Origin of the sequence: Stenotrophomonas oahuensis (assembly GCF_031834595.1) — a bacterium.
In the GTDB taxonomy this organism is placed as follows: domain Bacteria; phylum Pseudomonadota; class Gammaproteobacteria; order Xanthomonadales; family Xanthomonadaceae; genus Stenotrophomonas; species Stenotrophomonas oahuensis.
Genome location: NZ_CP115541.1, coordinates 463,443 through 477,615, shown reverse-complemented (window position 1 = coordinate 477,615; position 14,173 = coordinate 463,443). Strand labels below are relative to the sequence as shown.

Here is a 14,173-nt window from a genome sequence, read left to right as displayed (position 1 = left end):
GACAGTGCCCGGCACGACGCGGGTCAGGTCAGCACTCGATGACGTTGACCGCGAGCCCGCCGCGGCTGGTTTCCTTGTACTTGTCCTGCATGTCGCGGCCGGTGTCGCGCATGGTCTTGATGACCTTGTCCAGCGAAACCTTGTGCTTGCCGTCGCCGCGCATCGCCATGCGCGATGCATTGATGGCCTTGACCGCGCCCATTGCGTTGCGTTCGATGCACGGAATCTGCACGAGGCCGCCGATCGGATCGCAGGTCAGGCCCAGGTTGTGTTCCATGCCGATTTCTGCCGCGTTCTCGATCTGGCTGGGGTTGCCGCCCAGTGCCGCTACCAGTCCGCCGGCGGCCATCGAACAAGCCACGCCCACTTCGCCCTGGCAGCCGACCTCCGCACCCGAAATCGAGGCATTTTCCTTGTACAGGATGCCAATGGCCGCCGAGGTCAGCAGGAAGTCGAACACCCGCTGCTCGTTCGCACCCGGGCAGAAGCGGTCGAAGTAATGCAGCACGGCCGGCAACACGCCAGCGGCACCATTGGTGGGGGCGGTGACCACGCGTCCGCCGGCGGCGTTCTCTTCATTCACTGCCAGCGCGTACAGATTGACCCAGTCCAACGTGGTCAGCGGGTCACGCATTGCCGCTTCCGGCTTGGACGACAGTTCCCGGTAAAGTGCCGGCGCGCGGCGCGACACATGCAGCCCGCCGGGCAGGGTGCCTTCCTGGCGGATGCCCCGGGTCACGCAGGCCTGCATGGCATTCCAGATCTCGCGCAGCTGCTCGCGGATCTCATCTTCGCTGCGCCAGCATTTTTCGTTTTCGAACATCAGCTGGGCGATGCTCAAGCCGCTGCGGGCGGTCTGCGCGAGCAGTTCGTCACCGCTCTTGAACGGGTAGGGCAGCGGGGTTTCATCGGGCACGATGCGATCGTCGGCGGCATCGTCCTGGTTGACCACGAAGCCACCGCCTACCGAGTAGTAGTCGCGGGTCGCAATCACCTGGTCCTGCGCGTCATACGCGGTGAAGCGCATGCCGTTGGTGTGGTACGGCAACTTCTGGCGCTTGTTCAGGCCCAGGTCGCGCTTTTCATCGAAGGCGATTTCATGCGTGCCCATCAGCCTGATCCGCTTGCTGCTACGGATGCGTTCAAGCGTGTCGGGAATGATGTCCGGATCGATCAGGTTCGGGCGCTGGCCCTCCAGGCCCAGCAGCACGGCCTTGTCGGTGCCATGCCCGCGCCCGGTCAGCGCCAGCGATCCGTAGACGTCGGCGCGGATGCGCACCACGTCCTGCAGGCAACCCGGGTCCAGCAGCCAGCGGTGCACGAAGCGCTCGGCGGCCTTCATCGGTCCTACGGTGTGCGAGGAACTCGGGCCAATGCCGATCTTGAAAACGTCGAACGTGCTGACAGCCATGATTGCCAAACTGCGGGTACGGATGGAGCGCTATTCTATGCTGTCTCCGGCAGCGACCCTGGCTGCGGCGCAACAATTCCAATCACGGGTGGGCCGGTGTTTACCTTGTTCCAGCGCGACGACTGTCATCTGTGCGACCAGGCCCTGGCGGTGCTGGCGCAGGCCCGCGTGGCGGGCCTGGACAGTGTGTTCATCGACGACGATCCCGGCCTGGAGGCCCGCTACGGCAGCCGGGTGCCGGTGCTGCGGGACGGCCAGGGGCGCGAACTGGACTGGCCGTTTGATGTGGCCACCGTGCTGGCCTGGCTGGCTCCCGGCATTATTTCGCCTTCAGCGTCACTACGGTGCTGATCGCGGTCTCATCCGGAATGGTCTTGGTATCGGCCCAGTCACCGCCGCCCACGCCGAAGTCCAGGCGCTTCACGGTCGCCTTGCCCTTCAGCACCGGGTTGGCACCGTCCTTCCATTCAAACGTGAAGGTAACCGGCTTGCTCACCCCGCGCAGTTCAAGGGTGCCCTTGGCGACATATTCGTTCTCGCCGGTCTTGGTGAAACCGGAAGCGGTATAGCGGGCGGTTGCGAACTTGGCCACGTTGAAGAAGTCCGCGCCCTGCAGGGTCGAATCACGGTCACTGTTGCCGCTGACCGCCCGGGCCAGCGGAATGGTCACGTCCAGCTTGCCTGCGGCGGGGTTGGCTGGATCGAAGCTGACCGTGGTGGTAAAGCCCGGGAAGCTGCCGGTAAACACTTCACCGTCGTACTTGGTGGCAAAGGCCAAGTGTGAGCCAGCACCCGGAGCCTGCACGTAATCGGCGGCCAGCACCGGCGTGGCGGCCATCAGGCCGGCCAGGGCAGCGGCAACCGCTGCGGGAGAGGTGAGCTTGATGGTCATCGTCAGTCCTTCTGGGGGGAAGTGAGCCAGCCTTGCGGCAGCATGCGCGCCAGGGTGGCGTCACGTTGGAAAAAGTGGTGGTACAGCGCCGCACCGGCATGTGCCAGCACAACGGCGATCAGCAGCCAGAAGCCCCATTCGTGGATGGCATGCGAAATGTCGCGGGCACCCGGATCCGGCGCGACCAGCTTGGGCACATCGACCAGCCCGAACCAGCGGAACGGCCGCAGGCCGCTGGCGGAGTCATAGATCCAGCCCGACAGCGGCAGCGCGAACATCAGCCCGTACAGCAGCCAGTGCGTGACCGACGCGATGCGCTCCTGCCAGCTGGGCGTGCCCGGTACCGGTGCTGGGGCACCCGCATACAAACGCCAGCCCAGCCGCAGCGCCACCAGCGCCAGCACGGTGATGCCCAGCGACTTGTGCGCGGTGTACACCCAGAAATACTTCGGCGTCTTCGGCAGTTCGCCCATGGTCAAACCGACGATGCCCAGGGTCAGAATGAGCAGGGCGATCAGCCAGTGCAGGCCTTGGCTGACGCCGCCCCAGCGGTGCGGGGTGTTCTTCAGGGTCATGGCGTGGGCTTCGTGGTCGGTGGGGTGGGAGATGAGTCAGAGTCCTGCGGTGGCGGCGGAGTTCCGCCGTCATTGTCGGACGGTGTGTCCTGCACATCGTCTGCGTTGCGGTCGCGCACGGCCTCGGCTTCGATCCGAAGCTCAACGGTGTCGCCGATCATCGACGGCCAGGCGTCCACGCCAAAGGCCTTGCGGCTGAGCGTGGTGGTCGCGGAAAAACCTGCGGTGCGACGGAACGGCGGCATCGGATGGCGCTTGACCGCATTGACGGTGACCGCCAGCTCCACGTCCTGGGTGACCCCGCGCAGTGTCAGCTGGCCGAACACCCGCGCGTGGGTGGCATCGATGGCCTCCACCCGCGTGGAGACGAACCGCGCATCGGGATAACGGTCGGTATCAAGCAGGTTTCCGGCCATCACCGCCTTGTTCCACTTCGCATCGCCCAGGTCCAGGCGCTGCAGCGGTACGCTGACGGACAGACGGGCTCCGGTCCAGTCGTCCGGATCAAACAGCAGCTGGCCTTCGCTGCCGGACACCGTACCCAGCGCCTGGGAGAAGCCTGCATGCTCAACGGCGAACAGCACCCGCGTGTGCACCGGGTCCAGACGCCAGGTCTGTGGTGCGGCAAGGGCGGCGATCGGGGCAGCAGCGAGCAGCAGGGCAAGTGTCAGGCGCAAGGGCACGGCGACCTCCGGAATGAACGTGGCCGATCATACGCGCAGCGCCGTGATGGCTGGCAGCACCATGGCTGCAACAGTTCGTGGTGCCATTGCGGCCGCAGCGCCGCATGCCGGTGACCGGACTAAACGGCTGCGGCTGTGTGACAATCTTCAGGTACAGGGAGGATTCGATGGCGGGGGTCACGCGCGGTTGGCGGGCTGGCATCGTGGTGCTGGCATGGGCATTGCTGCTCCTGCCGGGCGTGCTGTGGGCCGCAGGGACATCGGCAGAAACACCGCGACTGCGCCGGCTGGGTGCCGCCGAAGGCATGCCTTCGCGGATGGTGCTGGCGCTGGCGCAGGACCGTCAGGGCTACATATGGGCCGCTACCGATGATGGCCTGGCACGCATCGACGGGGTAGGGCTGCGTGTCTGGCGCAACGAGCCGGACAACCCTGACTCCCTGGCGGGCAATGAAGTAGAGAGCCTGCTCGTGGATCCGTTCGACCGGGTCTGGATCGGCATCAATGGCGGCGGGCTGAGCATGCTCGATCCGGCGCGCAAGCGTTTCCGGCGCTTCCATGACGTTGACGCGGCCTGTGAAGGCCAGTTCTGGTCGTTGGCCTATACCGGCAAGGCCCTGTGGATCGGTACCAACGCCTACGGTCTGTGCCGGCGCGACGAGAACGGGCAGCTGGTTCGCTATCGCCACGATCCGGCTGATCCGGACAGTCTGCCCGACGACACCGTCTATTCCATGGTGAGCGAACCGGACGGTCAATTGTGGATCGGAACCGGCAGTGGCGTGGCCCGCTGGGACGGGAAGCGGTTGACCCGCATCGCGCCCGAGCTGCTGGCCGGCAAAAGCGTCATCCGCCTGACCCGCGACAGCAATGGTTCGGTGTGGGCAGGGACGGAAGGCGGGCTGTTCCAGATTCTGCCCGATGGCACGGCGCGCCCCGCACCGTGGGGACTGGGCCCGGATGTGCGGTCTGCCATCGTACTGCACGACCGTCATGGCGGTTACTGGGTGGGCAGCGCCGACGGGCTGTATCGCGGCGATGCACTGCAGGCGTGGTTGCTGGCGGGGGACGCCGGCAGTGGTTTCCTGACCGAACGCAGCGGCGTGCTCGATCTGCTGCAGGACCATGAAGGCGGCCTGTGGGTGGCCACCCTGTCACAAGGCCTGGCCTATCTGCCGCCTGACTGGAAGCGCTTCTCGACGTGGTACCAGCTCGACGGCAAGCCGATGGACAGCCTGTACCTGCTCAATGCTGCGGCAGCAGGTGACGCGTATTACGTCGTGGGTGCGCACGGCATCTACGAACTGGACCGCAGCGGCCGCCTGCGCCAGATCGCCTTTGAGAAGCAATTGGGCGTGGGTGCCATCTGGTCGGTGCTGCCTCGCGCTGATGGCGCGCTCTGGTTGGGGCGTGCCGGTCGACTTGGGCTGTATCAGCCGCGCACCGGCGCGCTGCAGGAATGGAAGCTGGGCGGCGGCGCGGATGTGCGCCAACGCATCGACATCATTCGCCAGGCACCGAACGGCGACATCTGGATCTCGATCATCAACTACGGCATCCAGCGCCGCGACGCCAATGGCAACCTGCTGCAGACCATCCGCATCGACGAGAACCGTGGCCTCACCGAGAGCCCCATCGAACAGATGGGCTTCGACGCTCGCGGTCAGTTGTGGATCATGGGCGAAATGGGGCTGCTGCGGTGGCAGGAGGATCGATTCGAGCCGGTCGCGGGCGTCTCGCACGGCCAGATTTTCGACATGGTCTGGGTCAATCAGGCGGAGGTCTGGATGGCACGCAGTGGGGCGCTGGAGCGCTACCAGTGGGATGGCCTGAGCATGACCCTGCGCGAACGGGTGGGGGCCGCGCAGGGAATGCCGCCGGTGTCCATCGGTGGTCTGGCCCTGGGCAGGGCAGGACAGGTCTGGGCGACCACGCCGCGGGGGCTGGTGAGCTGGCTTCCGCATGAGCGGCGTCTGCGCCTGTACAACGAACGCGATGGATTGCCTGATATCGAGTTCAGCGGGCGCCCGCCGGTGCAGGGGGGCCGGGGGCGTGTGCTGGCGCTGACTGCGACCGGTTTGACCGGATTCGACCCGGATGCGGCCGATCTGGTCCTGCCCACCTCGCAGCTGGTCATCGACAACATCCAGGTACGCCGCGACGATGCCGAGGGACAGCAGTCATTGCCGGTCGATGCGCCGTTGCAGCTCGGGCCCGATGATCGCGACCTGATCATCACCGCACGCCTGCTGTCCTTCGCCAGTCCATTGGGCAACCGCTACCGCTACCGCGTGGACGGCTATGACCAGAACTGGGTGATGCAGAGCGCGGGCGGCGAACGCCTGCTGTCGCGCCTGCCAGCAGGCGATTACACCATCGAAGTGCAGGCGGCCGCGGCGCAGGGCGAGTGGACGTCTTCGCGCGGCATCAGCGTGCACGTGCAGCCGCCCTGGTGGCGCAGCAATACCGCGCTGCTGGGGTATCTGGTGCTGGGCCTGCTGCTGATGCTGGGCGCGGCCGCGATTGCCCGCGCCCGCCTGCGCCGGCGCCAGCAATGGCAGATCACCGTGCACAAGCAGCAGATTGCCGAACAGGCGTCCCAGGCCAAGAGCCGGTTCCTGGCCACGCTGGGTCATGAAGTCAGAACGCCCATGACCGGCGTGCTGGGCATGAGTGAACTGCTGCTGGCGACACCGCTGGATGAACTGCAGCGCAGCTATGCCGCGTCCATCCAGCATGCCGGCACCCACCTGCTGCGCCTTGTCAACGACGCCCTTGATCTGGCCAGGATTGAAGCAGGGCGACTGGAGCTGGACATCCGCCCGTTCGACCTGATGTCGATGCTGGTGCAGGTGGAAACGTTGATGGAGCCCATGGCCCACCAGCGTGGACTGGCGTTCGAGCGCAGCTTCAACCTGCCCGGTCCGATCCAGGTCAGCGGCGACGAAATGCGGGTGCGGCAGATTCTGATGAACCTGCTGGGCAACGCCATCAAGTTCACCGAGCACGGCCATGTGGGGCTGGGGACGGAACTGTCCGAGGATGGCCTGGGCGTCATCTTTGAGGTGTCCGATACCGGGCCGGGTATCAACCTGGACCAGCAGCAACGTCTGTTCCACCGCTTCGAACAGGCGGATGGTCCGCGCACCGCCTCGCGTTACGGTGGCAGCGGCCTTGGGCTGGCCATCTGCCAGGAACTGGCCGTAGCGATGGGCGGACGCATCCACATCGACAGTCAGCCTGGCCAGGGGGCGCGGTTTACCGTCAGCTTGCCGCTGCCGTGGAGCCCGTCGACCACCCGTTCCGCCGGCGTGCGGCCGGAAGATGGCCCGCAGGCCGTATTGCCGCCGCTGCACATTCTGCTGGTGGAGGACGATGCCACCGTCGCCGAGGTCATTCTGGGTCTGCTCCGTACCCGGGGACACACGGTCGTGCACGTGATGCACGGACTGGCTGCGTTGTCGGAGATAGCTTCTGATGCCTTTGACGTGGGGCTGCTCGATCTGGACCTTCCCGCGCTGGACGGCGTTGCCATTGCCAGTCAATTGCGCGCAATGGGGTACTCCCTGCCACTGGTCGCGGTCACCGCGCGTTCGGACGCTTACGCCGAGCAGCAGGTACTGGCTGCGGGCTTTGACGGGTTTCTTCGCAAGCCGGTCACCGGCGATCTGCTGGTCGAGGCCATTGCACAGGCGCGCGCGGTGCGTCACGCACGCATGTCGGAGCCGCTTGACCGATAGACGCCATCTACCAGAATGGTTTAAATCGATAGATGGTGTCACTCGCAAAGAAACGGCAATGCCGCGCCGTCGACGATGCTGCCGGCGGCGCATGGATTTATCTTCCATGCGATGAAATCTACGTCGCTGCGGTAAGTGCGGGTGCGCCCGCGAGGAGCCCCATCCAGGCTTCTGGAAAATGCATTGTGTCTGCTGCTTCTGTGCTGGCCGCCGCTGTTGTCGGCCAGCGTGCTGAAGCTGCCATGGCCACGCGCACTGGGTGAGGCCGATGGTCTGCCCACGCCGGAGATCCGGGCGCTTGAAGAAGACGCCACGGGCTATCTCTGGCTGGCCAGCAGTGACGGTCTGTTGCGCTTCGATGGCCAGCGCTTCCGGATCCTGCATCAGGCCGAGGGGCTGCCAGACCCCGAATTGCTGGATGTCCACATCGATGCAGCCGACCGCATCTGGCTGGCGACCGCGACCCAGGGACTGGCCATGCTCGGTGTGGACCGCACCACGTTTGAACGCCCCGACGCCGCCGCACCCGCAGCGGTGCGCAGTGGCCGCGTCAAACAGGTCATCAGCGACACGCACGGCCGGGTCTGGGCGATCGGCGACGATCAGGATCTTTATGTGCAGGAAGCGACATCGCAGGTCTGGCAGCGGCGGCCACTCGGTGACGGCGGCGTGCGCCAGATCGAGGTGGATCGCGATGGCGCTGTGTGGGCAATCACGGGTACCCGGTTGTGGCGCAGCGACGGTGGGGACTTCCGCTGGATGCCGTTGGGTCCGGATGCGCGCGCGCCGATGCAGTCGATGTGGGTCGATCCAGCGGGGGGGATCGAGATCACGGCGGGCGGACAGACCTGGGGGCTGAACCCGGACGGTCAGGTCATAGCCGGGCCGCACCGCGCGCGGACCCTGTTGCGCGACACGGATGGCGTGGTCTGGCAGCAGGCCGGAACCACCCTGCAGTGGCAACGGCAGGGCATGACACATCCGGTGGGCCTGCGGCCGGACATCCGCGATGCGCGCGAACCGGTGCAGATCCGTCAACTGCTGCGGGACCGCCAGGGAAACCTGTGGTGGGTCAGCGAGCACCGCGGTCTGTGGTGGCTGCCGGCGCACTGGAAACAGTTCACCCTGCTGCCCACCCCGGGTCGCTTCACCCAGCAGTACGGCATTCATCCCGTGCTGGCACTCGCGGCCTCAGGTCGCGATCACGCGTGGGTTGCCGGTGCGGATGGCCTGCTGCAACGGCTGGATCTGCGCAACGGCGACGTGTCCCACCCTGTGCACTTCGCGCAGGCGGAGGACCAGACCACCTCTGTCGCCGTGGTCGAAGACGCGCAGGAACGGGTGTGGCTGGCACGACCTGGACAGTTGCTGCGTTACGACCCCGCCTCCCAGGCCACGCAGCACTGGACGCTGCTGGATCTGCCACAGGCGGCACCCTACAGCCTGCAGGTGTGTGAACGGAACCGGGTCTGGCTGGCGGCAGGTAGCGAGGTGCGACGGTGGACGGAGGACGGGCGGGAGTTTCACCGGGCAACCGCCCAACAGCTGGGGTTGAGCCGCACGGACCAGGGGCGCCAGCTGCTATGTACCGGTGATGGCGGCCTATGGGTGACTGATCCGCGAGGCCCGATGCGCTGGAATCCGGCATCCGACCAGTTCCAACGGTTTGGCCCGGCCGACGGCGGCGCTGCGCTCGCCTTGGCTGAAGGCGACGATGGCAGCGTATGGGTGACGCGCGACGCCGCGCTCGAACAGTACCGCCTGTCTTCGCAGATGAGCCAGCCGTTGCAGCGGATCTCACTCGATCAGGGCTACCCGACGCTGCGGGCGGCGTCACTGACGGTGGATGCCGCCGGCGTGGTCTGGGCGGGCGCGACGCGTGGGTTGATCCGCGTTGATCCAGGCAGCGGCGATGTCAGCCTGCTGGGCGTTGCGCACGGATTGCCAGCGCAGGAGGTACTGCCTCGACGGCTGGTAAGCCTGGGGTCCGGTGCCCTGGTGGCGGCGGTCCGTGAAGGCGGACTGTTGGCGTTTGATCCCGCCGTGCTGCCTTTGCGTCCCGCGGTGCCTGTGCTGGTGGTGGATGCCATGACCCGGCGCCGGCACGACCGGATGATGAGCGTGCCGATCGCCGACGGACCGGTTTCCTTGAGTACCGCTGATCGCAACATCCGCGTTGCGGTGACGCTGCTCGGACGCGGCGATCCGGACCGGATCCGGCACCGGTTCCGTCTGCTGGGACAGGATCCCGCATGGGTCGATACCGGCCCGGTAGGGCAGCGCATTTTTGCGCGGTTACCCGCAGGAGACCACGTATTGTTGGTCCAGGCCCGGCACGCCGCCGGTGCCTGGTCGGCAGTACGTGAACTGCATCTGCGGGTGGTCCCACGATGGTGGCAGACGCCCGCCGGGCGATGTGTCCTGGCGCTGCTGGGTGTCGCGCTGGTGATGGCGCTGGGGCGGCTGTTCCATGCCCATCAGACAGCACGGGAGGCGCGTCACCAGGCAAGGCGGTGCCGCGACGCCGCCGAACTGGAATCGCTGGAGCGCACTCGTTTCCTGGCGCGCCTGGGGCGCCAGATCCGCATGCCGATGACCCCGGTGCTGGGTTGGAGTGAACTGCTGCTGCGGTCGCCACTTTCCCCCACCCAGCGCACCCAGCTCGGCAGCCTGCACCAGGCCGGCCAGCATCTGCTGCAGCTGACCGACGACGCGCTGGATGTGGCGAGCATCGAAGCCAACCAACTGCACCGGGTGATGTCTCCGTTCAGTCTCGAGGTCTTGCTCGATGAACTGCACGCGCTGCTGATGCCGGTCGCCCAGGCAAAGTGCGTCGCTCTGCATTGCAGCAGCGGACTGCGGTCCGGGCAGGTGCTGCTGGGCGACGCGCGCCGACTGCGACAGATACTGCTCAACCTCCTCGGCAACGCGCTGAAGTTCACCACGCGTGGGCAGGTCGTGCTGACGGCGGGTACGGGCAGGGACGGGGAGGGCCTGGTGATCTGCATTGCTGATACCGGACAGGGCATGTCCGCCCCCCAGGTTGCCCGGCTGTTCCAGCGCTTCACCCAGGTCGAGGACGCCCGAACGCTTGCACAGTACGGCGGAAGCGGGTTGGGCCTGTCCATCTGTCGCGACCTCGCGCAGGCCATGGGAGGGCATATCGACGTGGACAGCGAACCCGGCCGGGGCACACGCATGACCGTGACCCTGCCATGGCAGCAGGTGCCCGGAATTGGCAGCGCACCGGAGGAACCGGCCGGGCAGTGTGTGCGACGCAGCCTGCGCATCATGGTGCTGCTGCCGTCGGCCAGCGTTGCCGACGTGGTGTGCGCGCTGTTGCGTTCAAACGGGCATCAGGTGGTGGGGGTGGATGACATGGACAGTTGGTTGACACATCTGGATGCAGGGCCGTGGGACCTGATCGCGGCAGATCCCGACATGCTGGTCGGTGGTGAGCGGCTGAGTGGACGACTGCCCTGGTTGTGGCCGGGCGTGACCCGGCTTGCGCTGAGCGCGCGTGCTGACGCGTGCGCGGAGCGCGAAATACTGGCGGCCGGCTTTGATCTGTTCCTGCGACTGCCGCTGACGGCACAACGACTGGAGGCGGCACTGCAACGCTGTCGGAGACGGTGATGAGAAGAGGCCTGGCTTACTGGATGTGCCTGCTCTGGGCGCTGGTGCAGCTCGGCGGCGTCACCCAGGCGCACGCGGCCCCGGCCAATGCGCGTCGCTTTACCACTGCCGATGGCCTGCCCTCCAACGTCATTCACGCCATTCTGGAAGACCGCCACGGGTACCTCTGGTTTGCCAGCGACGATGGGCTGGCCCGGTACGATGGACGGCGCTTCCGCATCTGGCGCCGGGAGCAGGGGCTGCCGGACAACCGGGTGCTGGCCTTGGCGCAGGACGCCGAAGGTCAGCTGTGGCTTGGTACCGGCCAGGGCCAGCTGGTGCGGTTTTCTGCGGACAGACAGCAGATCGAAAGCTTCGACGCCGGGCGTTTTCCCAGCATGGGAGGTGCCCCGGTGCTGGTCGTCTTGCCCGGCGACGACGGAGAGGTCTGGTTCGGTACACAGGGACAGGGATTGTTCCGGCTGGGCGTCGACCGTCGACTGCGTCAGTTTCTGCCGACCGTCCGCGGTGACGGCGTCCCCGACCGCGTGATCGAGCACCTCGTGCGCAGCGCGGATGGCAGTGTGTGGGTGGGCACTCCAGGGGGACTTGCGCGATGGCACGAGGGGCGATTCTCCATGCCATCGCCTGCGTTGCTGGCCAAGGCTCCTGTCTCGGCCCTGCTGGTTGATGGTACGGGACGTTTGTGGGTGGGCGGGGCCGCCGGCCCGTGGCGAGCCGACAGTGCAGCGCGCCTAGAACCGCTGGATCTTGCGACAAGCACGCGCGCGCTCGGTGTGGCCCGGCGTGGTGAAGCCTGGCTGGCCGACGGCGCGCTGGTCTGGCGGGAGGGTGACGTGTCGCCGGACCTCCCATTGGCCGCGCTGACCCGGCCGCTGCCTCCCCGATTCCGCAGCGTGTTCGAAGATCGTCACGGTGGACTGTGGCTGCTGGGTCGCTACCTGGGTGTCTGGAGACTGCCGCCACACTGGCAGGACTTCCGCCCGGTGTCCGTTCCGGATGCCAGCGTCGTCGCCTTGTCCAACGTGCGGCTTGAGGGAACGCAGTCGTTTGCATTGCGGTGCCCGGGCGGCACCCGCTGGACCCTGGATGCGGGGGCGATCCAGCAGCACCGGACCGCACTTCCCACGCTGCAGCGCTGGGCGTGGGATGACGCCGATCACGTGCGACCTTCAGGGCCACAGGCCGTGCACTGTGACGGCAGTGACGGACTCTGGTGGGGCGGCGCGCAAGGCGTTCGCCGCTGGGTCGCGGGCCGATTCCTGTCGACCTCCGCCAGCGCCGAGGAAGCCAACGCGCTGCATGTGACCGACGACGGTGCCTTGTGGGTCGCGGGCCCCGGTGTGCTGCGGCGTTATCGCATCAGCGAGGGCGCGCTTCAGCACAGCGTGCGTATCGATGATCGCCACGGTTTGCCACCCTTGCGGTTCCGGGCCATCGCTGCAGACGCCCACGGGGCGCTGTGGGCAACCAGTGCACGCGGATTGCTGCAGATAAAGCCGCGCGAGGGCGGGGTGCGCCTGTACACACGCACCGATGGCGTGCCGGCGGAGCTGCTGTCTGCGCGGTTGCTGGCGCAGGGGCGGCAGATGCTGGCGCTCGACGAAAACGGAGACGGCATCCGTTTTGATCCGTTGGGGCTTGCGAGCCCGACCGTACCGCCCGCTCTGGTGATGGAACGGGTGCAGGTGCACCGCGATGGCCGCCTGCAGGTGGTGCAGTCGCGTCCCACCGTGCACCTGAAGTCGGGTGATCGCGACATTCAGATCACGGTACGGCGGTTGGGACCCGGCGTGGAAACCCAGCAGTATCGTTTTCGTCTGCTGGGTATGGATCGGGACTGGATCCGGGTGGGCCGGCGCGGCACGCGGGGGTTCCCACACCTGCCGCCGGGGCAGTTCCGCCTGGAGTTCCAGGCTCGTCAGCCAGACGGTCATTGGTCCGGCAGCGAATGGGTGCAACTGGTGGTCGAGCGCGGTGCGTGGCATCACCCCCTGTTGTCCGGCCTGCGCCTGGGGGTGGGCGTCTTGCTGGTAAGCGCGGCTGCGGGTACTGCCTGGCGGCAGCTTCAACGGGTGCGGTCACGTCAACGCTCAGCACAACGCCGGGCAGCTGCGGAACAGTCTGCCCAGGCCAAGGCACAGTACCTGGCCACGCTGGGCCACGAGATACGGACTCCGCTCACCGGCGTCCTGGGGCTGAGTGAACTGTTGTTGGCGTCACCGTTGACCCCGCCCCAGCGGCAACAGCTGGAGCGGGTCCGGCAAGGAGGACAGACCCTGTTGCACGTGCTCAATCGCGCCCTCGATGAGGCCCGCATTGAAGCGGGCAGCATGCCCCTGCAGGCGCAGGCGATGCGCATCGACGCGTTGTGTCGGCGCTGGCAGGCGCGCAGCGTGCTTGGGCTGTGCCCTCGCGGCACCGGTGTGGCGGTGTGCCTGCACGTGCGCCAAGACGCACAGGCCTGTGGAGATCCGGTTCGGTTGATGCAATTGCTGGATGACGTCGCTGACATCCTGGTGACACGCACCGCGTGTTCCGGGTTGGTGCTGCAGGTGTGGTGGCAGGCTGGCCGCGAACGGCTGTTGCTGGAGGTGTCGACGACCGCCGCGCAGAGCGCCGGGAGCAGCCGCGGCGGAGGTCGGCACCGCTCAATGGCCGTGCCCACGCCGTCGCGACAGGCGCTCAATGATGCACTGGCCGACACCCAGGGTCTGGTTCGAGCGTTGGGCGGAAGCCTGCGCCTTCATGCGACCGGGGCAAGACGCTGGAGCGTACTCATCAGCCTGGCACTGCCTGCAGTGGGCGTGGCGGCCGGCATGCGGGTTCTGGTGGTCGATGCCGACCCTGTTTCCGCGCAGGCCCAGGTCGCACTGCTGCAGTCGCAGGGGCACCAGGTGATCCATGTCAGCCACGCCTTGGCGGCGCTGGCCGAGCTCCAGGCAGACACGCTGGATCTGGTGGTGCTCGCGTTGGACCTGCCTGGCGTCGGCGGGCTGGCCCTTCTGGAGATGATCCGGGCCGGGGGAAGCCGGGTGCCGATCCTGGTCGGAGTGGACCATTGCGCCTGCGCCGATGCCGCATTGTCGGCCACCGGGGCGACCCATGCGGCCGGCGTGCTGCGTCTGCCAGCCAGTGCACACGATGTCCAGCACGCTTTGCAGCAGGTGCTGGAGGACGGCGGTTCGTCGTAGCGGAACTAACCGTTTACCATGGCAGAGTGGGCTGCCTGCGAC

Annotated in this window: 8 protein-coding genes; 4 read left to right on the top strand and 4 right to left on the bottom strand. The window is 66.9% G+C overall.

Translation table 11 applies throughout. From position 1 onward, the window contains the following. Positions 1 to 28 precede the first annotated feature (28 nt). Positions 29 to 1,411: an L-serine ammonia-lyase gene (locus PDM29_RS02120; protein ID WP_311192255.1), complete on the bottom strand. Its 1,383-nt coding sequence runs from the start codon at positions 1,409 to 1,411 to the stop codon at positions 29 to 31. A 96-nt stretch (positions 1,412 to 1,507) separates the two neighbouring features. Between PDM29_RS02120 and PDM29_RS02115 the strand changes: the two genes are divergently transcribed. Further along, positions 1,508 to 1,762 (top strand): glutaredoxin family protein, encoded by a 255-nt coding sequence (locus PDM29_RS02115; protein WP_311192254.1) that lies wholly within the window; start codon positions 1,508 to 1,510, stop codon positions 1,760 to 1,762. Here PDM29_RS02115 and PDM29_RS02110 read toward each other — a convergent pair. The 3 genes from PDM29_RS02110 to PDM29_RS02100 are packed head-to-tail and all read right to left on the bottom strand — an operon-like array spanning position 1,731 to position 3,561. Then, complete coding sequence (locus PDM29_RS02110; RefSeq protein ID WP_311192253.1) at positions 1,731 to 2,303, bottom strand: YceI family protein; 573 nt, start codon at positions 2,301 to 2,303, stop codon at positions 1,731 to 1,733. The genes PDM29_RS02115 and PDM29_RS02110 overlap by 32 nt on opposite strands. Before the next feature lie 2 nt (positions 2,304 to 2,305). After that, on the bottom strand, positions 2,306 to 2,878 hold the full coding sequence (locus tag PDM29_RS02105; RefSeq protein WP_311192252.1) for a cytochrome b: 573 nt from the start codon (positions 2,876 to 2,878) through the stop codon (positions 2,306 to 2,308). Beyond that, positions 2,875 to 3,561, bottom strand: coding sequence for a YceI family protein (locus PDM29_RS02100; RefSeq protein WP_311192251.1), 687 nt, complete (start codon positions 3,559 to 3,561; stop codon positions 2,875 to 2,877). The genes PDM29_RS02105 and PDM29_RS02100 overlap by 4 nt, the downstream gene beginning before the upstream one ends. A 167-nt stretch (positions 3,562 to 3,728) precedes the next feature. Between PDM29_RS02100 and PDM29_RS02095 the strand changes: the two genes are divergently transcribed. From PDM29_RS02095 to PDM29_RS02085, 3 genes are all read left to right on the top strand, one after another. Next, on the top strand, positions 3,729 to 7,301 hold the full coding sequence (locus PDM29_RS02095) for a hybrid sensor histidine kinase/response regulator (protein ID WP_311192250.1): 3,573 nt from the start codon (positions 3,729 to 3,731) through the stop codon (positions 7,299 to 7,301). A 183-nt stretch (positions 7,302 to 7,484) separates the two neighbouring features. Beyond that, the gene (locus tag PDM29_RS02090) at positions 7,485 to 10,937 is read left to right on the top strand and encodes an ATP-binding protein (protein ID WP_311192249.1); all 3,453 of its coding nucleotides are present in this window, start codon (positions 7,485 to 7,487) and stop codon (positions 10,935 to 10,937) included. Beyond that, a complete protein-coding gene (locus PDM29_RS02085) occupies positions 10,937 to 14,131 on the top strand; it encodes a hybrid sensor histidine kinase/response regulator (protein ID WP_311192248.1) in 3,195 nt (1,064 codons plus the stop codon). Before PDM29_RS02090 ends, PDM29_RS02085 begins: the two co-directional genes overlap by 1 nt. The last annotated feature ends 42 nt before the right edge of the window (positions 14,132 to 14,173 follow it).

Excerpts from the sequence above, each read along its gene's own strand:
- PDM29_RS02085 (WP_311192248.1), top strand. The coding sequence starts at position 10,937 with ATGAGAAGAGGCCTGGCTTACTGGATGTGCCTGCTCTGGGCGCTGGTG.
- PDM29_RS02120 (WP_311192255.1), bottom strand. The coding sequence starts at position 1,411 with ATGGCTGTCAGCACGTTCGACGTTTTCAAGATCGGCATTGGCCCGAGT.
- PDM29_RS02095 (WP_311192250.1), top strand. The coding sequence starts at position 3,729 with ATGGCGGGGGTCACGCGCGGTTGGCGGGCTGGCATCGTGGTGCTGGCA.
- PDM29_RS02110 (WP_311192253.1), bottom strand. The coding sequence starts at position 2,303 with ATGACCATCAAGCTCACCTCTCCCGCAGCGGTTGCCGCTGCCCTGGCC.
- PDM29_RS02105 (WP_311192252.1), bottom strand. The coding sequence starts at position 2,878 with ATGACCCTGAAGAACACCCCGCACCGCTGGGGCGGCGTCAGCCAAGGC.